Raw genomic sequence first — 18,431 nt, 5'->3', positions numbered from 1 at the left:
AGCGGAAGGCCCCTCCCGCAGGGTGGAGAGGTGACCTTCCGCCGTGGCGGGGCGTCGGAAAGCGGTGCCGCGCCGACTCGGCACCCCCTCCGCTCGTCAACCCGGGCCCACTCAACTCCTCGCGCACGCGCGTGCGCAAAGGTTGCACACCGTTGCAGCTTGCTGTCGCGGCTTTGATCAGTTTGGTCCAAGAGGTGTGCGGCGGGGCGGTGGTGCGGGCACCATTGACCCCAAGCGCCAGAACGGGCGTGCCAGCAGGGAGTGTTGTGCCGGACAGTGCGGAAACGGGCGGCGGCGGGCGGGGGCACCGGCAGCGGAGCCCGGCGCGTGGCCCGCGGGCTGGCTGGGGGCGTGCGCTGGCGGGCGGGACCGCGGGCGGTCGTACGGGCGGCGGTCGTACGGGCCGGCAGGCCGCCGAGGCGTACGCAGTCCCCCTGCCGGGGCTGCCGCCGGCCGCCCGCGTACCGCGCGAGCTGATCGGCGACTCATGGCGTCGCGCGGAGGAAAGCGGCCTGGACCGCGAGGGCGGCCGGCCCTGGCGGGTGGGCGTCGCCGAGCTGGAGTGGCGGCGGCGTACGGCGGGCATCGGCGTCCTGCGCGAGGTGCTGCGCGACGGGCTGATCCCTGCCGAGGACACCGAGCCCGAACACGTCGTCGTGGTCACCGACGCCGACGGCGTGGTGCTGTGGCGGGAAGGCGAGCGCGGGATGCTCAAGGCGGTGAGCCGCATCGGGGTGGCGGAGGGCGCGAGTTGGAGCGAGGACTCCGCGGGCACCAACGGCATCGGCACCGCGCTGGCGACGGGTCACCCCGTGGGCGTCTACGGCGACGAGCACTTCCTCCGCACCTGCCACCGGTGGAGCTGCGCCGCCGCGCCGCTGACCGACCCGCGCGACGGGCGGGTGCTGGGCGTGGTCAACGTCACCGGCCCGGCGCGCACGATGCCGGCGATCTCGCTGGCGTTCGTCACCGCCGTCGGCCGGGTCGCGGAGGGCGAGTTGCGGGACCGGCACTGGACGGCGATGGGGCGGCTGCGGGCGGTCGCGGCGCCCGTCCTCGCCGGCATCGGCGGCCGGGCGCTGGCCGTGGACGAGCACGGCTGGGCGGCGGCGGCCACCGGGATGGTGCCACCGGAGCGGGTGGCGCTGCCGAAGTCGCCGGCGGCGGGCGCGTGCGTGCTGCCGGGGCTCGGGCGGTGTGGGCTGGAGCCGCTGCCGGGCGGCGGGTGGCTGGTACGGGTCGAGCCGGAGGGGACCGCGCGGGCGCCGACGCGGGTGGTGCTGGACCTGACCCGGCCGTCGTCGCCGTGTCTGGCGGTGCTGGGCGGCGCGGGGCGGTGGTCGCAGCAGGTGAGCCCGCGGCACGCGGAGTTGCTGTACCTGCTGGCGGTGCACCGCGACGGGTTCAGCTCCACGGCGCTGGCCGACGCACTCTTCGGCGACCCGGGGCGCACGGTGACGGTACGGGCGGAGCTGTCCCGGCTGCGCCGGAAGCTGGGCGGGCTGCTGGCGCACCGGCCGTATCGTTTCTCCGACGAGATCGACGTCCAACTCCTGCTCCCCGCCCGCCCCGCCGACCTGCTCCCCCAGTCCACGGCCCCGGCGGTGCTGGCCGCCCGCCGCTGAGTTCCCCACGCTGAGTTCGCCCACGGGGGTTATGATCACCGGCCCATGCGTCTGCAGGGGAGGAAGCGATGCCCGTCGGGCCCGCGACCAGTGACACCGTCTACGAACCCGTCCCCCTCTGGGCGAAGATCCCGCACGGGATCTGGCTCAGGGAAGCCACCTCGGTGGCCGTCGACTCGGCCGACCGCGTCTACGTCTTCAACCGCGGCAACATGCCGGTGCTCGTCTTCGACCCGGATGGCAACGTTGCCGACATGTGGGGCAACGACACCCCGTATCTCGGCACCGAGCTGTACGAGGACCCGTACGGCAACACCCAGCCGCGCTGGCGCGGCTGCCGCTTCACCCGGCCGCACGCGGTGACCGTCGACCACGAGGACCACCTCTGGCTCGTCGACGACGTCGGCAACACGATCACCAAGACCGACCGCGGCGGCACCACGCTGCTGACCCTCGGCACCGGCGAGCCCAGCGGCTTCCAGAGCGGCGAGCCCTTCAACCGCCCCACGGACGTGGCGATATGCCCCCGCACCGGCGACGTCTTCGTCACCGACGGCTACGGCAACTCCCGCGTCCACCACTACGACGCCACCGGCCGCCACCTCGCCTCCTGGGGCACCCCCGGCACGGACCCGGGCAGCTTCAGCCTCCCGCACGCGCTGACGCTCGCGGACGACGACTCGGTGGTCGTCTGCGACCGCGAGAACCACCGCGTCCAGGTCTTCTCCCGCACCGGCGACTTCCGCACCACCTGGCACGCCCACAAGGCGGTGGCCGTCTGTACCACGGGCACGGGCCCCGACACCCGCCTCTACGTGGCGGAACAGGGCCCGCCCCCGATCCAGCACGGCGTCCCGGGCATCGGTCACAAGATCCGTGTCTTCGACACCGCGGGCCACGAGATCACCCGCTTCGGCGCGGACCTCCCGGGCGAGTCCCCGGCGAGCTTCAACTGGCTGCACGGCATCGCGGTCGACTCACGGGGCGATGTCTACGCGGCGGAGGTCTCGTACGTAGAAGTGGGCAGCAAACTGACCCCGCCCCGGGAACTGACAAGCCTCCGCAAGTGGCGCCGGGTGTCGGGCTGACCTCACGCGCGGCCGTGAGCTTCTCCGTGACCCGGTCGCGGAGAAGCTCGTACTCCTCGCGCAGGCGCACGATCTGCGGCGGACGGGCGACGACCGTGCCCTCGGTGACGATCTCCTCCGGGCCGAACTGCTCGCGGGTGAGGTCTATCTCCACGCCGAGGCCCAGGCGGTTCTTGAGCCGGTGGTTGTTGCCGTAGATCGAGACGACCTCGCAGTGGTGCGGAAGGCGGTCGGGGATCGCGGTGGCCAGGATCTCGTCTCCGAACACTTGGTGCGTTGGTGGTGAAGGGGCGGGTGCCGGTCAGGCTCGTCGTGGACCGACAGAGGTCGCCGGCTGACCTCGTCGTTGAACCCCCGCCGACCATCCGAGCGGATGGAGAACAGCCGGTCAGGATGCCGAGTGAGTCACGGGGGCGAGACCGCGTAGGCCAGCCCAGCGGGAGGAGCGGAGGAGCGCGGCAGCCCGGTCCATCGTCGCTTGGTCGACGGTGGCGGCCGTCTTGTTGCCCGTGCCCAGTTCCTTGGCCGTGATGTGGAGAATGTTGTTGGGATCGCAGTCGGCCGTCACCTCGATCTGCGACACGCCGCGGGGAGCGGGTGGCAGGGGGAGTTCGAGGACCGCAAGGGTCCGGTTGCGCGCCGGGTCCCCCCGCTCGCCCTCCACGACGTGGAGCACCACCGTGGTCTGGTTGTCCGTGTGCGTGGTGAAGATCTCGGAGCGCTTCGTGGGGATCGTCGTGTTCCGCTCGACCAGCTTCGTCGTGGTCCCCTCGTCGGTTTCGACGCCGATCGAGTGGGGGGTGAGATCGAGGAGCAATACGTCCTTCACGTCACCGGTCATGATGCCCGCCTGAAGAGCGGCGCCGCCGGCGACGGACCCGGGGACCAGGCCCCGGTAGGGCTCACGGCCGTCCGTGAGCCGGCGGACCAGGTCGCCCACCGCGGGCATCCGGGCGGCGCCGCCCGTCAGGACGACCTGGTCGATGTCGGCGAGCGTGCGGTCGGAGTCGGCGAGGACGCGTTCGACGGGCGTCCGGCAGCGTTCCAGCAGATCCCGGGTGAGCGTCTCAACGCCCCGCGGCAACCCGGCACCCGGCACCCGGCACCCGGCACGGCACAGGATTGGGCACCTACCGTTGGGTCGTCGAGCGGACATTCGCCTGGCTCCTCGGCTTTCGACACCTGCGCACCCGCTGGGAACGACGCGCCGACATCCACGAAGCATCCTCAAACTCGCCTGCTGCCTCATCACCCACCGACAACTCAGCTCACCGTGTGAGCCGTTATCAGTCCCACTCGGCCGCTCTTTCCGCGATCTTTCGCGGCAGCCGGCGGCGAACCCACCATTCACGGCCGCCGCAGACACGACTATGACAAGCCCCGTCCGCTACGAGGCGACGGTGCTGGTCGAAGCCGTGGACCCTCTGGCCTCCGAGGCGAACCGCTCCTGACCTCCAGCGCCGGCCTCGGGACCGGTCCCGACGAAGCGGCCCTACTGTGCCTGAGCATCATTCACAGCAACGCTGCATCGTGAGATCGGAGACGAATCATGCGCAAGTTGATTGTAGGCGGAATCTCTGTTTTGGCGGTAAGTACCGCCTCGCTGGCTGGAACCGGCTCGGCTCAGGCCGAGACCGCCCAGGTCACCGGGCAGCCGAGCGGTGTCAGCATTGTCGACACAGCTTCCCCCGCGCAAGCTGCCGGGTGGGAGTACGTAGACTGGTACTTCAGCTTCAACAACTGCAACGTCGCGGCCGGCGAGCTCAGCGTGAGGGAAGGCGTCACCACCAAGTGCGAGCCGCAGACATCAGGTCTCTGGTACCTCTACGCCCTCCGGTAGAACGGCAGGTAGTCGACACAACTCGTTCCTCCCGACAGTCCCTGGCGGAAATCGTGCCGGGCCACGGGCGACGTTGAGCTATGCACTGACGATCCGCCTGTCTCCTTCATCGGAGACGACGGGACCACGAGAGCCCCGGCGTATCGCATCATGCCGGGGCTCTTCAAGCTGACCTGGTTGCCTTCTACGACAGCATCGGCGACGTCATTAGGGCGGACGTCGGCAACGGCTACTTCCTCGATCCGGCAAGTGACGTCCTACTGCGGCCCCAGGAGCACGGCAGTGTCGGCGTCGGCACAGACCGGAAGGCTCATGGCCTGGTCATCGGCTCGAATGGCGGCGGCCTGGCCTACGTCGCGGGCCGTGATAAGGCGGTTTACCGGACGCGGACGGCGTCGCAGGACGACCCGGAGCTCGACAAGGTGGCCGATGACCTACGGCGGTCTATGGACCTGCTGGAGCGCTCCCTGACACGGTTCATCACCGACGGCGATCCGGGACACCTCTGGTCGCAATCCCCCGGCGCCCGTTCTGTTGGCGGCTGTTGGACGATGTCGGCTGATCGGCTTCGCTCTGTGGTGCCGCGAGCGGGAAACGCGACGGCCGTCCACCCGTGTTGATCGCAGAACGAGTTTCCGGGTGCCCCCGGCGCGTTACGCGGACAGCGGCAGCGGCGCGGCCGCGCACGCCTCGTCGTACCGCCGCGCCAGCAGCAGCGCCAGCTCCGGCGCCGCCCCCAGCACCGGCGCGAGCACGTCCGCCCGCGCCTCGGTGGCGCCCCGCACGATGCGGTCGGGCAGGAAGCCCGGGGCGATGACGTACGGCGCCACCGCCACCCGCTCGGCACCGTCCGCGCGCAGCGCGCGGACGGCGTCGGCCGTGCGGGGTGGTGCCGCGGAGGCGAACGCGGGCCGCACGGCGCACCATCCGGCGGTACGCCGCCACTCCCGCGCGGTCTCTGCGACGCTTGCGATCGCCTCCGGGTCGGAGGAGCCCGCCGCGGCCAGCACGACGCCCGTGCGGGCCCGCTCCGCGGGCAGGTGCAGCCCCGCCTCCGCCATCCGGCGGTCCAGCGCGGCCGTCAGCAGCGCGTCCGGGCCCAGCACGCCGCCCTGGACGATGCGCAGCCGCGGCAGCCCGGCCCGTACCTCGTCCAGGACGGCGGGGATGTCGGACTTGGCGTGGAAGGCGCGGGCCAGCAGCAGCGGCAGCGCCACGACGTCCCGTACGCCCTCGTCGTACAGCCGCCGCAGCGCCCGTGGCACGCGGGGGGCGCAGTGGTCCAGATAGCAGGTCTCCACCCGCGCGTGCGGCCGCGCCGCCGCCACCCGCGCCGCGAGCGCGGCGACGGTGGCGGCGTGCCGCGGGTCGCGGCTGCCGTGGGCGACGATCAGCAGTACGGGATGCATGGCTCGCAACGCTAGGACGGTCCGGTTGGGGCTCGGTTGGGTGGCGGCGGGCTCAGACGTTGATGCCGCACTCGGTCTTGGCGAAGCCCGCCCAGCGGCCCGCGCGGGCGTCCTCGCCGGGGGCGACGCGGCGGGTGCACGGCGCGCAGCCGATGGAGGGGTAGCCGTCGGCCAGCAGCGGGTTCGTCAGCACGCCGTGCTCGGCGACGTACGCCTGCACGTCCGCCTCGGACCAGCGGGCGATCGGCGAGACCTTCACCTTGCGCCGCTTGGCGTCCCAGCCGACGACAGGGGTGTTCGCGCGCGTCGGCGACTCGTCGCGGCGCAGACCGGTGGCCCAGGAGTCGTACGCGGCGAGGCCGTCCTCCAGCGGCTGCATCTTGCGCAGCGAGCAGCACAGGTCGGGGTTGCGCTCGTACAGCCGCGGGCCGTACTCGGCGTCCTGCTCGGCGACCGTCAGCCGGGGCGTGAGCGAGACGACGTTCACGTCCATCACGGCGGCGACCGCGTCGCGGGTCCCGATCGTCTCGGGGAAGTGGTAGCCGGTGTCGAGGAACAGGACGTCCACGCCCGGCATGGCACGGGACGCCAGGTGGGCGACGACCATGTCCTGCATGGACGAGGTGACACAGAAGCGCTTGCCGAACGTGTCCGCCGCCCAGCGCAGGATCTCCAGCGCCGAGGCGTCCTCCAGTTCGCGGCCGGCCCGCTCGGCAAGCGCCGCGGTATCGGTATCCGCGTCTTCGATGACCGTCATCGGTTGTGGTTCCCTCCATCGCTGTCGGGACGCAGGCCGTCGGCCAGCAGCCCGAGGAACGAGAGCTTGAAAGCGCGATTGCAGGACCTGCACTCCCACGCTGTGCCTTCTCCGCGGGAGGTCCCCTCTTCGGGCGGGCGCAGGTCCTCGTCGCCGCAGTACGGGCAGTAGAACGGCGCCGCCCGCCCGCTCACTTGAGGTCCTCCTCGCCGGCGCGCGCGGCCCACTGGGCGAAGCGCTCGCCGTCCTCGCGCCCGGCGGTGTAGCGGGTGAGCACGCGCTCGACGTAGTCGGGAAGCTGCGCGGCGGTGACCTTCAGGCCGCGCACCTTGCGGCCGAAGCCCGGGTCGAGGCCGAGGCTGCCGCCGAGGTGGACCTGGTAGCCCTCGACCTGGCGGCCGTCCTCGTCGGTGACGAGCTGCCCCTTGAGACCGATGTCCGCCACCTGGATACGGGCGCAGGAGTTGGGGCAGCCGTTGAGGTTGATGGTGATCGGCTCGTCGAAGTCGGGCAGGCGCCGCTCCAGCTCGTCGACGAGCGACGCGCCGCGCGCCTTCGTCTCGACGATCGCCAGCTTGCAGAACTCGATGCCGGTGCAGGCCATCGTGCCGCGCCGGAACGACGACGGCGCGACCTGGAGGTCCAGCGCCTCCAGCGCCTCGCGCAGCGGGGCGACCTGGTCCTCCTCGACGTCGAGGATGAGCATCTTCTGTTCGACGGTGGTACGGAGCCGGTCGGAGCCGTGCTGCGCCGCCAGCTCGGCGATCTTCGTCAGCGTGCCGCCGTCGACGCGGCCGACGCGGGCCGCGAAGCCCAGGTAGTAGCGGCCGTCGTGCTGCCGGTGCACCCCGATGTGGTCGCGCCAGCGCTCGGCGGGCGCCGCGGGCGGGGGGCCGTCGTGGAGCGTGCGCAGCAGGTACTCGTCCTGGAGCACCTGGCGGAACCTCGAAGGGCCCCAGTCCGCGAGGAGGTACTTCAGCCGGGCCCGGTTGCGCAGCCGGCGGTAGCCGTAGTCGCGGAAGATGGCGACGACGCCCTCGAAGACGTCCGGTACGTCCTCCAGCGACGCCCAGGCGCCGATCCGTACCCCCAGCTTGGGGTTGGTCGACAGGCCGCCGCCGACCCAGACGTCGAACCCCGGGCCCAGTTCCGGGTGTTCGACGCCGACGAAGGCGACGTCGTTGATCTCGTGCACGATGTCGAGGTGCGGCGAGCCGGAGACCGCGCCCTTGAACTTCCGGGGCAGGTTCGAGTACGCCGGATTGCCCACCACGCGCCGCTGGATCTCCTCCAGTGCCGGGGTGCCGTCGATGATCTCGTCCGCCGCGATGCCGGCGACCGGGGAGCCGAGGACGACGCGCGGGACGTCGCCGCACGCCTCGGTGGTGGACAGCCCCACGGACTCCAGCCGGCGCCAGATCTCCGGGACGTCCTCGATCCGGATCCAGTGGAGCTGAATGTTCTGCCGGTCGGTGAGGTCCGCGGTGCCGCGGGCGAACTCCTGCGAGATCTCGCCGATCGTCCGCAGCTGGGCGACCGTCAGCCGGCCGCCGTCGATGCGGATGCGGAGCATGAAGTGCTCGTCGTCCAGCTCGTGCGGCTCCAGGACCGCCGTCTTGCCGCCGTCGATCCCGGGCTTGCGCTGGGTGTACAGCCCCCACCACCGCATCCGCCCGCGCAGGTCGGCGGGGTCGATGGAGTCGAAGCCGCGCTTGGAGTAGATCGTCTCAATGCGTGTCCGCACATTGAGACCGTCGTCGTCCTTCTTGAACTGCTCGTTGGCGTTGAGCGGCGTGAAGTGACCGGCCGCCCACTGGCCTTCGCCGCGGTGGCGGCCCGCCTTGCGGCGACCGGCCGCCGTGGGGCGCGAGGAGGAGTTAGCCATGACAGGGGTGTCCTTAAGGCAAGCGGAGGAGCCGGCCGTGAGCGCGCACGACCCTCATGACCTGCGCAAACGGTTCTTCGGCAGGGCGGCTCTGCAGGGGCGCGCGCGTGCGTCCGCGACGGTGGGGACGGCTGGGCGGCGGCGGGAGGTCGGCGGTGCTGTGACTTTCAGCCCGCCGGACAGATGGCGCTGGACATACGGCCGAGATCGACGTGACGCCGACTCACCAGGGCGACTCCAGCTCGATCCATGGAGAGAGCGTGGCATGGGGTGCCGCGAATCGTCCACAGTAATCCGCCATGCGGACAGTCCGGTCTCGTTATTTGGACACGAGGGTTTGAGGCCCTATTCCTGCACCCCGCCGGCCGGGCTGTCCTCGGTGCGTACGTCGAAGATCCGGAAGCCTCGCCGGCGGTAGTTGTCCAGGGCGTGCGGGCCGTCATCGCTGCAGGTGTGCACCCACACCCGGCGCGTGGGCGCCCGCCCGGGCCACCGCTCGGCCAGATCCCAGGCGCGCGCCGTGCCGACGGAGAGCAGGTGCCCGCCGATGCGCCGGCCGCGGAACGCGGGCAGCAGACCGAAGTACGTGATCTCCGCCACCCCCTCCGGCTGCCCCTCCAACTCCAGGTATCCGGCCGGGGTCCCGCGCTCGTACGCCACCCACGTCTCGGTCCCCGGCTGCTCGACGAAGGTGCGCCAGCGCTCCTCGTCCCACACCAGCCGGTCCGTCCACGACACGTCGGCGCCGACGGCCCCGTAGAGATAACGGTTGAAACCCGGGGAAGGGATGGCGGCGCGTACGACGGTCAGCTCGCCGGCCGCGACGGCCGCCGGTGCGGTCGCCGGGGTGAGATCGTCCGCGGCGGTCTGCTCCAGTGACCAGGTGGTGAGGGCGGTGCTCTCCATAGGGGAATCAGACCACGGCGCGCGGTGCCTTGCGGAGCCGGGTGCGGTGCAGGAATCTGCGTCACGACCCCTTGCCCGCGGGTGGGCGCCGCCCGTAGCTTATGGCAAGCGCTTTCTGTGGCCTTGGCCACTGTCGTAGCACCGCACCAGGAACCACTCGGCACCACCTGGCACCACCTTCACTGCACGACCGCCGGACGACCTTCGGAACAGGCCGCCACGGTCACCGCCCGGACGCCACCCGGGCGGCGCCGGGAGCCGTTCCCCCCGTCCGCGAGAACTGCCCCGGCGACGGCCACGTGTTCAACCTCGATTGGATGCATCTCGAGTGACAACGGCACAGGACGACATCAAGGCGCCCGCCGCCGTCCCGACCGCTCCCGAGCGGACGGGGCGGCGCGGAGCGCGCCTCGGCAACCAGCTCGCCGCCTTCGGCTCCGCCGTGTGGCGGCCCCTCATCGTGCTCGCCGTGATCGGCCTCGTCTGGTGGTTCGTCACCGCGCGGGAGATGGTCGAGCGCTACCTCGTCCCCACCCCCGGCTCGGTCTTCGAGGTCATGTGGGAAGACCGCTCGATGCTGGCGGAGCACACCTACGTGACGCTGTACGAGACCGTCATCGGCTTCCTGCTGGCGGCCCTCATCGGCATCGCCTCGGCCGTGCTCATCGTCTACTCCAAGACCGCCGAGCGCTCCCTCTACCCGATCATCCTCTTCGCCCAGGTCATCCCGAAGATCGCCATCGCGCCCATCCTCATCGTGTGGTTCGGCACCGGGCTCTCCCCGAAGATCATCCTGGCGGTGCTGATCGCCTTCTTCCCCGTCGTCGTCTCCGGCGTCGCCGGGCTGCGCGACACCGACCCCGAACTGCTCGACCTCTCCGCCACGATGGGCGCAAGCCGGTGGAGCGTCTTCGTCAAGGTGCGTTTCCCCGGCGCGCTGCCGCAGCTCATGGCCGGGCTGAAGGTCGCGGTGACCCTCGCCGTGGTCGGCGCCGTCGTCGGCGAGTTCGTCGGCGCCAGCGAAGGGCTCGGCTACATCCTGCTGCTCGCCAGCGGCAACCTGAACTCCGCGCTGCTCTTCGCGGACCTGATCCTCATGTCGATGATCGGCGTGGTGCTGTTCGTCGTCATCGAGATCGCCGAGTCCCTCCTCATCCCGTGGCACGCCAGCCGCCGCGAGGGCTCCAGCGTGACCATGGCGACGACCTGAGCGGGCCCTTCCCGCCCGTTCGCGTCCATGACGCCGCAGCCCGTATCCCGCACTACCGGACCGCCCAGGAAGGCAACGACATGAAACGCACCGCGGCGACACTCACCCTGCTGAGCGCGCTGCTCGCCGCCGCCGGCTGCGCCCCCGACACGTCCGACGACGACGGCGGCGACTCAGGCGGCGACGGCAACGGCGAGAAGGTCACGCTGACCCTCAACTGGGTGCCGTACGGGGAGCACGCCGCCTTCTACTACGGCGTGGAGAAGGGCTTCTACGCCGACGAGGGCATCGACCTGGAGATCAAGCCCGGCAACGGCTCCGCGGCCACCATCCAGCAGGTCGCGCAGAACAAGACCGACTTCGGCTGGGCCGACACCCCGCCGCTGATGGCCGGCATCGGCGAGGGCATGGGGGTCAAGAGCCTCGGGGTGTACCTCCAGAAGGGCCCGTCCTCCGTGCAGTTCGTCTCCGACGAGAACATCAAGGAGCCGGCCGACCTGGAGGGCAAGACCGTCGCGGGCACGCCGGGCGACGCGATGTACGCCACCTTCCCCGGCTGGCTGGAGGCCAACGACGTCGACCCCTCGAAGGTCAAGGTCGTCAACGTCCAGCCCGCGGACAAGATCTCGCAGCTCGCCGCCGGCAAGGTCGACGCCATCATGGGCTTCTTCCACGACCAGGGCCCGACGATCGAGAACACCACCGGCGAGACCGTCGACTACATCCTCTTCTCCGACTTCGGCATGAACGTCCTCGGCACCGGCATCGTCGCCTCCGACGAGATGCTGGCCGACGACCCCGAGCTGGCCAAGGCGTTCGTCCGGGCCACCACCAAGTCCTGGCAGGAGGTCGAGGCCAACCAGGACGAGGCCGTGAAGATCATGTCCGAGGCCGCGACCGAGCCGCCGCCGGACAACGTGCTCGCCAACCAGCTCAAGGACACGCTGCCGCTGCTGGCGGGCGACGGCGGCGGAATCGGCGTCAACTCCGAGGAGTCGTGGCAGGAGACTATCGATCTGCTGTCGGACGGCGGGATGCTGAAGGAGGCCAAGAAGCCCGCCGACTACTGGGACGCGTCGTACGCCGCTAAGGGGTGAGCAGTGCCGCAGCTCGAACAGAAGAAGACCGCCGCGACCGACGCGGCGGCGTCCGCAAGCATCGACATCCGCGATGTGACGTGCACGTTCACGACGAAGCGCAGTCGCACCACGGCGGTCGACGGGGTCTCGATGCGGATCGAGCCCGGTGAGTTCGTCTCCATCCTCGGCCCGTCGGGCTGCGGCAAGTCGACCCTGCTGAAGATGATCGCCGGCCTGGTACTGCCGACGACGGGCGAGGTCAGCCTGCTGGGCCGGCAGGTGACCGGTCCGCAGCGCAACATCGGCTTCGCCTTCCAGCGGGCCGCGCTGCTGCAGTGGCGCGGGGCGCGGAAGAACATCCTGCTGCAGGCCGAGATGCGCGGCATGGACAAGCAGACCGCGGCCCGCCGGGCCGACGAGCTGATCGAGCTGACGGGGCTGCAGGGCTTCGAGGACGCCCTGCCGCACGAGCTGTCCGGCGGTATGCAGCAGCGCGTGGCGCTGTGCCGCGCGCTGCTGCACGAGCCGCCGGTGCTGCTGCTCGACGAGCCGTTCGGCGCGCTGGACGCGCTGACGCGGGAGCACCTGAACGTCGAGCTGAACCGCATCTGGCGGGAGACGGGCACGACGATCGTGCTGGTCACCCACTCCATCTCGGAGGCCGTCTACCTCGGCACCCGGGTGGAGGTGATGAGCGCCCGCCCGGGCCGGATCATCGAGACGATGCCGGTGGACCTGCCGCCGGCCCGGGACTACGGAAAGGTCATGTCGGCACCGGAGTTCGAAACCCTGGCCGCCCACATCCGCGGCCTCCTGGGCGGCGCCCACTAGCCCGCCACCGGTACGCCGCCGCCCGGGACCCGCGCATGACGGGCCCCGGGCGGCGGCGTATCCCCGCTCACGGCAGATTTAACAATCGCTTCACATTGTTTCGGAATTACGTCGGCAATTCCGTATCGGGGCAAGGGAATTGCGCGCGCGGCGGAAAGTCTGCGATCGTGCGTGCATGCCCACCGACCAGCGCTTCTTCGCCCGCCACCATGTGGACTTGGTGCGTGTGGCGAGCGCGCTGTGTCCCCGCGGCCGTCCCTAGACGGCCGCACCCGGGTGTACGCCGCGGGTGCTCGATTCCGAACGGGCCGTTTCCGCCCGGCCCTTCAGCCCGCCCCGTACGCATCCCCGGAACGAGGTCTCCATGTCCACCCCGCCGATCCTCTCCCCCGCTCCACCTGCCGCCGCACCCGCAGCCCCGACGCCCGCCGCGCTCGGCGAGCTGGCCCGCGCCTTCGCCGGCCGGCCCGACCGCTGGCGCCCCGCGGTCCGCTTCGACGCCGCGGCCCGCTTCCACACCCGGCTGGAGGTGACCGGCGGCCACGAGGTCTGGCTGCTGACCTGGCTGCCGGGGCAGGGCACCGAGATCCACGACCACGGCGGCGCCGCGGGCGCGTTCACGGTCGTCGCGGGGGTGCTCACCGAGCGCAGCTTCCCCGCGCCGCCGGGCGCGCCGCAGGTGCGGGAGCTGCCCGGCGGCGGGCTGCGCTCGTTCGGCCCGCGGTACGTCCACGAGGTGACCAACGCCGGCACGGCACCGGCCGTCAGCATCCACGCCTACGCGCCGGCGCTGTCGGCCATGTCGTACTACGCCGAGCTGCCCGGCGGCGGCCTGCACCCGGTCCGCACCGACCCGGTGACCGACTGATGGCCCCCGCCGACGCCGCCGGAATCGACGGCACGCTCGCCGCCGTACGCGCCACGCTGCACCGCCTCACCCCCCGGCAGGCGTACGCCGCCCTCGACGAAGGTGCCGTCCTCGTGGACACCCGGCCCGAGTTCCAGCGGCGCGCCTCCGGCACCGTGCCCGGGGCGCTGCTGGTGGAGCGCAACCATCTGGAGTGGCGCTGCGATCCGGCCAGCGGCGCCTCGGTGGCCGAGGCCACCGGTACCCAGGTGCACTGGATTGTCATGTGTGACGAGGGATACGCCTCGTCGCTGGCCGCCGCCTCGCTCAGGTCGCTCGGGCTGACCCGGGCGACCGATCTGATCGGCGGCTTCCAGGCGTGGCGGGCGGCAGGACTGCCGGTCACGCTCCCGTAACGCCTCACCTGCACAAAGGCGTGCAAAGGCGCACGAAAACCCTGCCCGCATGCCGGGCGATTCGTCCACGCCTCAGGAACCCCCTTGACCGAGCTGCCCTGATGGGCTTATCCCTACTAAGTCAATAGGGATACTCGGAAAGACGATGTTGATTCCCGGAACACCCCGAGAGGATGACCCTCCCGTGTCTGCACCACGCCGCCGCCGCGCGGCCATACGCCTGCTCGCCGGCACCGCCGCCCTCCCCCTGCTCGCCCTGACCGCCTGCGGTTACGGCTCCGACAACGACGACAAGGGCGACGACGCGGCCCCCGCCGCCCAGGGCGAGAAGATCGGCGGTCTCGACGAGATCAACATCGGCTTCTTCGGCAACGTGACCCACGCGACCCCCCTGGTCGGCCTCGGCGACGACGGCCTGATCACCAAGGAGCTGGGCGGCACCGCCGTCAAGCCGCAGATCTTCAACGCCGGCCCGTCCGCCATCGAGGCGCTCAACGCCGGCTCCGTCGACATGACCTGGATCGGCCCCTCCCCCGCCATCAACGGCTACACCCAGGCGGACGGCCGCAACCTGCGCATCGTCGCGGGCGCCACCTCCGGCGGCGCCTCGCTCGTCGTCAACCCCGACAAGGTCACGTCCCTGGACGACCTGGAGGGCAAGCGGATCGCCACGCCGCAGATCGGCAACACCCAGGACGTGGCCCTGCTCAACTACCTCGCCGGCGAGGGCCTGGAGGTCGACCCGCAGTCCGGCAAGGGTGACGTGCTGGTCATCCGCCAGGACAACAAGGAGATCCCCACCACCTTCCAGCAGGGCGGCCTCGACGGCGCCTGGGTGCCGGAGCCCACCGCCTCCAACCTGGTCGCCAAGGGCGGCGAGGTGCTGCTGAACGAGAAGGAGCTGTGGGACGACGGCAAGTTCGTCACCACCCACCTGATCGTCTCGCAGGCCTTCCTCAAGGACCACCCCGACGTGGTCGAGGCCGTCGTCCGCGGCTCGGTGAAGACCAACGCCTGGATCGAGAAGAACCCGGACGAGGCCAAGGCCCTGGTCAACGAGGGGATCGAGGAGTACTCGGGCAAGCCGCTGCCCGACGACGTGCTCGAGCGCGCCTTCGGCGACATCGAGGTCACCGACGACCCGCTCGCCACCACCCTCGGCGACCAGGCCGACCACAGCGTCAAGTCGGGCCTCCTCGACGAGGCGAAGACCGACGGCATCTACGACCTGTCCATCCTCAACAAGGTGCTCAAGAGCGAGGGCCGGCCCGCCGTCGACGACGCCGGCCTCGGCGTCGAGTAGCTCTGCCCGCCTCACCTCCGGGAGGTGCAAGAGATGTCCACTGCCATCACCGACGACGCCCCGGCCGGCTCCGCGCAGGCCGGGGACGGGCCCGCGGCCCGCATCACGCACGTGTCCAAGACGTTCGGGCGCCCCGGCGAACAGCTCCTGGCGCTCGACGACGTCACCCTCGACGTCGCGCCCGGCGAGTTCGTCACGCTGCTCGGCGCGTCAGGATGCGGCAAGTCCACCCTGCTCAATCTGGTCGCCGGGCTGGACGCGCCGACCGCCGGGACCATCGCGATACCCGGCGGTCAGCGCCCGGCACTGATGTTCCAGGAGCACGCGCTCTTCCCGTGGCTGACCGCGGGCAAGAACATCGAGCTGGCGCTGAAGATGCGCGGCCTGGCCAAGGCCGCGCGCCACACCGAGGCGGAGCGGCTGCTCGAACTCGTCCGGCTGGGCGGCGCGTACGGCAAGCGGGTGCACGAGCTGTCCGGCGGCATGCGCCAGCGCGTCGCCCTGGCCCGCTCGCTCGCGCAGGACAGCAGGCTGCTGCTGATGGACGAGCCGTTCGCCGCGCTCGACGCCATCACCCGCGACGTCCTGCACGACGAGCTGACCCGCATCTGGGCGGAGACGAAGGTCTCCGTGCTCTTCGTCACCCACAACGTGCGCGAGGCGGTCAAGCTCGCCGAACGCGTGATCCTCATGTCCTCGCGCCCCGGGCGCATCGCCCGGGAGTGGACCATCGACATCCCGCAGCCGCGCCGGATCGAGGACACCGAGGTGGCCAACCTCTCGCTGGAGATCACCGAAGAGCTTCGAGGGGAGATCCGCCGCCATGGCAAGCACTGACACCACCGGCAGCACCGGCACATCCGGCGCGAAGACCGGGGCGAAGACCGGCGAGGACTCCGCCGCCGGCCTCGCCGGGCTCGAAGCGGGCCTCGACGCCCTGGACACCCGGACCACGTCGCGTACCCCGCTGCGCCAGGTGCTGGTGCAGAAGGTGCTGCCGCCGATCATCGCGGTCGCCCTCGTCGTGGCCGTCTGGCAGTTGCTGTACGTGCTGGAGGTCAAGCCCGACTACCAGTTGCCCGGCCCCGTCCAGGTCTGGGACGCGCTCGCCGACCAGTGGTACGAGGGCACGCTGTTCGACGTCATCTGGACGAGCCTGTCCCGCGGCGTGCTCGGCTTCCTCATCGCCATCGCCATCGGCACCCCGCTCGGACTGATCGTCGCCAAGGTGCCGTTCGTGCGCGCCGCGATCGGCCCGATCCTCACCGGGCTGCAGTCGCTGCCGTCGGTGGCCTGGGTGCCCGCCGCGATCATCTGGTTCGGCCTCACCCCGTCGATGATCTACGCGGTGGTGCTGCTCGGCGCCGTGCCGTCGATCGCCAACGGGCTGGTCTCCGGCATCGGCCAGATCCCGCCGCTGTATCTGCGCGCCGGCCAGGTCATCGGAGCCACCGGTCTGCACGGCGTACGGCACGTGCTGCTGCCCGCGGCGCTGCCCGGCTATCTGGCCGGGCTCAAGCAGGGCTGGGCGTTCTCCTGGCGGTCGCTGATGGCCGCCGAGATCATCGCCACCTCCCCCGATCTCGGGGTGGGCCTGGGCCAGTTGCTGGAAACGGGCCGCGGCTACCAGGACATGGCGATCGTGCTGAACGCGATCCTGCTGATCCTGATCGTCGGCGTCGCCATCGAGCTGCTGGTGTTCGGCCCGCTGGAGCGCCGGGTGCTGCGCAACCGAGGGCTGCTCGTCGCGCGCTGAACCCCCCGGGCCGGCAGCGACGGTACGTGGTGCCACCGCTGCCGGCCCTGGCCGACGACGACTCTCGGCCCGCTTCGAACCTCCAGGCCCCAGATGTACAGAACACCTAGACCTCGTCGCGGGTCGTGAGCCGTTCGGCCGCCGGACTCCGCGACGTGGCCGCACCGGCAGTTTCCTGCAGCGGCGGCGGCATGAGGTGCTTGCGGCCCAGGTAGCCCAGGAGGCCGAAGCCGGCCAGCAGCAGCGCCACCGTGAAGATCCATTCACGTGAGCCGTCCGGGCTGTAGACGCGTCCGGGGAAGCCGACGTCGACGGCCCGCCGCTTCTCGCCCGGTCGCATGCTGTCGCGTCCGGCGCCGTAGTACGTCGTCTGCACCGCCTGGCCGCCGCTCCGGGCCCGGAACGTGCCCGACCAGGTGCAGCTCTCGTGTCCCGGATGCCGGACGCACTCGACGTGCTGCGCCGTGAACACCCCGGGCTCGCCGTCCGCCCGGGCCGCCCGTATCACGTGCCCCAGATTGGGGAGCGACACGTACAGCAGCAGTGCGGCGATGACCAGCACCAGCCCGGACCACAGGCGGGAGGCCGGAAACCGGGCCATCACGCCGGATGGCCGTGGGGCACCCGGGGCACGGCGCAGGTGCAGCGCATCACCGCGGCCTCCGCGGCGGCCGGCTTGCGGTGCAGCAGTACGGCCACCACCATCGGCAGCGTCACCAGCGCGTTGTAGAACAGGTGGAGCTCCACCCTGGGGATCAGCAACTGGATGATGCTCGTGGGAGCCGAACGGCCCGCGAGATAGCTGTCCGTCTGCGCTTGCAGCAGGAGGATGAGGTGCTCGAAGTGGTGCCAGACCTGGATACCGAGCGTGAGGTTCCACCAGATCCGTGAGGAGCCGGTGAAGCCGGGGCGCAGCAGGAGGAACCCGACCAGCATGATCAGCGCGTAGCCGTAGTGCATCCACTCGGATGTCACCAGCCAGGGGAACGGCATCCCCAGCACCCCGCGCGCATCGGGAACCGGCCGGTTGTAGATGTAGATCTGGATGGCCTGGACGACGTGCTCCGCCCAGTGGGCCAGAACGATGAACACGAAGACGCCGAGCGCCGCCTTGTGCCCGCTGGTGTTCAGTCGTGACGTGTCGCCTAGGGTCCGCCGGGAACGGGTGGTGATGCTCGTTGCCATGAACCGACTCCCCTGCTCTGGGCAGTTGGACGGGTGTGCGACTCAGCGTAGGGAGAGCCGCGGGAACCGGCGTCTTCCTACTTGCTCTCCTTGTGACGGTTTGCCGAGGCGGACCGACGGCGGCGCCCCGGACGCCCTCCCCGCGATATGCGTGTAAGGGACATGACTCCTCCGGGGTGGGGTTAACCCCCCTCCTTTCGGTGGAGCTGAACACCATCGGGTTCACCAGCCAGCACGATGGGGACCGGGCCCGCCCTTCTCTAGCGTCGTATCGGCAGGTGGGGGCAGTGTGCC

At 71.0% G+C, this 18,431-nt stretch carries 19 protein-coding genes and 2 pseudogenes; 12 read left to right on the top strand and 9 right to left on the bottom strand.

From position 1 onward, the window contains the following. The first annotated feature begins 266 nt into the window (after positions 1-266). Positions 267-1,625 carry a GAF domain-containing protein gene (locus tag ABGA99_RS01890; protein WP_347576004.1) on the top strand — a complete coding sequence of 453 codons (1,359 nt, stop codon included), beginning with the start codon at positions 267-269 and terminating at the stop codon, positions 1,623-1,625. A gap of 68 nt (positions 1,626-1,693) precedes the next feature. Next, positions 1,694-2,713, top strand: coding sequence for a peptidylglycine alpha-amidating monooxygenase (locus tag ABGA99_RS01885; RefSeq protein WP_347576005.1), 1,020 nt, complete (start codon positions 1,694-1,696; stop codon positions 2,711-2,713). Positions 2,714-2,876: 163 nt separating this feature from the next. On the opposite strand, the pseudogene ABGA99_RS01880 reads toward ABGA99_RS01885, so the two are convergent. Together ABGA99_RS01880 and ABGA99_RS01875 are read right to left on the bottom strand one after the other, a co-directional pair. Beyond that, positions 2,877-2,984: pseudogene (locus ABGA99_RS01880) on the bottom strand (ATP-binding protein); the annotation flags it as partial. 117 nt (positions 2,985-3,101) lie between these two features. Then, on the bottom strand, positions 3,102-3,797 hold the full coding sequence (locus ABGA99_RS01875) for an Hsp70 family protein (RefSeq protein ID WP_347582015.1): 696 nt from the start codon (positions 3,795-3,797) through the stop codon (positions 3,102-3,104). A gap of 20 nt (positions 3,798-3,817) precedes the next feature. Here ABGA99_RS01875 and ABGA99_RS01870 point away from each other — a divergent pair. Then, positions 3,818-3,963: pseudogene (locus tag ABGA99_RS01870) on the top strand (transposase); the annotation flags it as partial. A 299-nt stretch (positions 3,964-4,262) separates the two neighbouring features. Next, entirely contained in the window at positions 4,263-4,553 is a 291-nt protein-coding gene (locus tag ABGA99_RS01865; protein ID WP_347582014.1) for a hypothetical protein, read from the top strand. Between the two features lie 653 nt (positions 4,554-5,206). Here ABGA99_RS01865 and ABGA99_RS01860 read toward each other — a convergent pair. The 5 genes from ABGA99_RS01860 to ABGA99_RS01840 all read right to left on the bottom strand — a co-directional run bounded on the left by ABGA99_RS01860 (position 5,207) and on the right by ABGA99_RS01840 (position 9,510). Then, positions 5,207-5,962, bottom strand: a complete 756-nt coding sequence (locus ABGA99_RS01860; protein ID WP_347582013.1) for a sirohydrochlorin chelatase — start codon at positions 5,960-5,962, stop codon at positions 5,207-5,209. 52 nt (positions 5,963-6,014) lie between these two features. Next, positions 6,015-6,719, bottom strand: a complete 705-nt coding sequence (locus ABGA99_RS01855; RefSeq protein WP_347576008.1) for a phosphoadenylyl-sulfate reductase — start codon at positions 6,717-6,719, stop codon at positions 6,015-6,017. Continuing rightward, positions 6,716-6,913: a hypothetical protein gene (locus ABGA99_RS01850; RefSeq protein ID WP_027741032.1), complete on the bottom strand. Its 198-nt coding sequence runs from the start codon at positions 6,911-6,913 to the stop codon at positions 6,716-6,718. The genes ABGA99_RS01855 and ABGA99_RS01850 overlap by 4 nt, the downstream gene beginning before the upstream one ends. Beyond that, positions 6,910-8,604: a nitrite/sulfite reductase gene (locus tag ABGA99_RS01845; protein ID WP_347576009.1), complete on the bottom strand. Its 1,695-nt coding sequence runs from the start codon at positions 8,602-8,604 to the stop codon at positions 6,910-6,912. Before ABGA99_RS01845 ends, ABGA99_RS01850 begins: the two co-directional genes overlap by 4 nt. 345 nt (positions 8,605-8,949) lie before the next feature. Next, on the bottom strand, positions 8,950-9,510 hold the full coding sequence (locus ABGA99_RS01840; protein WP_347576010.1) for a GNAT family N-acetyltransferase: 561 nt from the start codon (positions 9,508-9,510) through the stop codon (positions 8,950-8,952). A gap of 328 nt (positions 9,511-9,838) precedes the next feature. Here ABGA99_RS01840 and ABGA99_RS01835 point away from each other — a divergent pair, with 328 nt between their 5' ends. The 8 genes from ABGA99_RS01835 to ABGA99_RS01800 all read left to right on the top strand — a co-directional run bounded on the left by ABGA99_RS01835 (position 9,839) and on the right by ABGA99_RS01800 (position 16,952). Next, positions 9,839-10,720: an ABC transporter permease gene (locus ABGA99_RS01835; protein ID WP_347576011.1), complete on the top strand. Its 882-nt coding sequence runs from the start codon at positions 9,839-9,841 to the stop codon at positions 10,718-10,720. An 80-nt stretch (positions 10,721-10,800) separates the two neighbouring features. Then, the gene (locus ABGA99_RS01830; RefSeq protein WP_347576012.1) at positions 10,801-11,817 is read left to right on the top strand and encodes an ABC transporter substrate-binding protein; all 1,017 of its coding nucleotides are present in this window, start codon (positions 10,801-10,803) and stop codon (positions 11,815-11,817) included. 3 nt (positions 11,818-11,820) lie between these two features. Next, positions 11,821-12,630 (top strand): ABC transporter ATP-binding protein, encoded by an 810-nt coding sequence (locus ABGA99_RS01825; protein WP_347576013.1) that lies wholly within the window; start codon positions 11,821-11,823, stop codon positions 12,628-12,630. 364 nt (positions 12,631-12,994) lie between these two features. Further along, positions 12,995-13,498: a cysteine dioxygenase family protein gene (locus tag ABGA99_RS01820; protein WP_347576014.1), complete on the top strand. Its 504-nt coding sequence runs from the start codon at positions 12,995-12,997 to the stop codon at positions 13,496-13,498. After that, complete coding sequence (locus ABGA99_RS01815; RefSeq protein ID WP_347576015.1) at positions 13,498-13,893, top strand: rhodanese-like domain-containing protein; 396 nt, start codon at positions 13,498-13,500, stop codon at positions 13,891-13,893. Before ABGA99_RS01820 ends, ABGA99_RS01815 begins: the two co-directional genes overlap by 1 nt. 184 nt (positions 13,894-14,077) lie before the next feature. Further along, positions 14,078-15,196 carry an ABC transporter substrate-binding protein gene (locus tag ABGA99_RS01810; protein WP_347576016.1) on the top strand — a complete coding sequence of 373 codons (1,119 nt, stop codon included), beginning with the start codon at positions 14,078-14,080 and terminating at the stop codon, positions 15,194-15,196. Positions 15,197-15,229: 33 nt separating this feature from the next. After that, positions 15,230-16,033, top strand: a complete 804-nt coding sequence (locus ABGA99_RS01805; protein ID WP_347576017.1) for an ABC transporter ATP-binding protein — start codon at positions 15,230-15,232, stop codon at positions 16,031-16,033. Beyond that, complete coding sequence (locus ABGA99_RS01800; RefSeq protein ID WP_347576018.1) at positions 16,020-16,952, top strand: ABC transporter permease; 933 nt, start codon at positions 16,020-16,022, stop codon at positions 16,950-16,952. Before ABGA99_RS01805 ends, ABGA99_RS01800 begins: the two co-directional genes overlap by 14 nt. 106 nt (positions 16,953-17,058) lie before the next feature. Here ABGA99_RS01800 and ABGA99_RS01795 read toward each other — a convergent pair whose 3' ends face one another. Beyond that, a complete protein-coding gene (locus tag ABGA99_RS01795) occupies positions 17,059-17,553 on the bottom strand; it encodes a hypothetical protein (RefSeq protein WP_347576019.1) in 495 nt (164 codons plus the stop codon). Next, the gene (locus tag ABGA99_RS01790; RefSeq protein WP_347576020.1) at positions 17,553-18,137 is read right to left on the bottom strand and encodes a hypothetical protein; all 585 of its coding nucleotides are present in this window, start codon (positions 18,135-18,137) and stop codon (positions 17,553-17,555) included. Before ABGA99_RS01790 ends, ABGA99_RS01795 begins: the two co-directional genes overlap by 1 nt. Between the last annotated feature and the right edge of the window lie 294 nt (positions 18,138-18,431).

The sequence above is a fragment of the Streptomyces sp. B5E4 genome (assembly GCF_039871555.1).
Classification (GTDB): domain Bacteria; phylum Actinomycetota; class Actinomycetes; order Streptomycetales; family Streptomycetaceae; genus Streptomyces.
The sequence above is the reverse complement of the archived record's forward strand: the minus strand, read 5'-3'. Positions and strand labels throughout refer to the sequence as shown.

What these genes read in the sequence shown, in the direction of transcription:
- ABGA99_RS01885 (WP_347576005.1), top strand. Translation starts at nt 1,694, where the DNA reads ATGCCCGTCGGGCCCGCGACCAGTGACACCGTCTACGAACCCGTCCCC.
- ABGA99_RS01865 (WP_347582014.1), top strand. Translation starts at nt 4,263, where the DNA reads ATGCGCAAGTTGATTGTAGGCGGAATCTCTGTTTTGGCGGTAAGTACC.
- ABGA99_RS01860 (WP_347582013.1), bottom strand. Translation starts at nt 5,962, where the DNA reads ATGCATCCCGTACTGCTGATCGTCGCCCACGGCAGCCGCGACCCGCGG.
- ABGA99_RS01855 (WP_347576008.1), bottom strand. Translation starts at nt 6,719, where the DNA reads ATGACGGTCATCGAAGACGCGGATACCGATACCGCGGCGCTTGCCGAG.
- ABGA99_RS01845 (WP_347576009.1), bottom strand. Translation starts at nt 8,604, where the DNA reads ATGGCTAACTCCTCCTCGCGCCCCACGGCGGCCGGTCGCCGCAAGGCG.
- ABGA99_RS01840 (WP_347576010.1), bottom strand. Translation starts at nt 9,510, where the DNA reads ATGGAGAGCACCGCCCTCACCACCTGGTCACTGGAGCAGACCGCCGCG.
- ABGA99_RS01830 (WP_347576012.1), top strand. Translation starts at nt 10,801, where the DNA reads ATGAAACGCACCGCGGCGACACTCACCCTGCTGAGCGCGCTGCTCGCC.
- ABGA99_RS01820 (WP_347576014.1), top strand. Translation starts at nt 12,995, where the DNA reads ATGTCCACCCCGCCGATCCTCTCCCCCGCTCCACCTGCCGCCGCACCC.
- ABGA99_RS01815 (WP_347576015.1), top strand. Translation starts at nt 13,498, where the DNA reads ATGGCCCCCGCCGACGCCGCCGGAATCGACGGCACGCTCGCCGCCGTA.
- ABGA99_RS01805 (WP_347576017.1), top strand. Translation starts at nt 15,230, where the DNA reads ATGTCCACTGCCATCACCGACGACGCCCCGGCCGGCTCCGCGCAGGCC.
- ABGA99_RS01800 (WP_347576018.1), top strand. Translation starts at nt 16,020, where the DNA reads ATGGCAAGCACTGACACCACCGGCAGCACCGGCACATCCGGCGCGAAG.
- ABGA99_RS01795 (WP_347576019.1), bottom strand. Translation starts at nt 17,553, where the DNA reads ATGGCCCGGTTTCCGGCCTCCCGCCTGTGGTCCGGGCTGGTGCTGGTC.
- ABGA99_RS01790 (WP_347576020.1), bottom strand. Translation starts at nt 18,137, where the DNA reads ATGGCAACGAGCATCACCACCCGTTCCCGGCGGACCCTAGGCGACACG.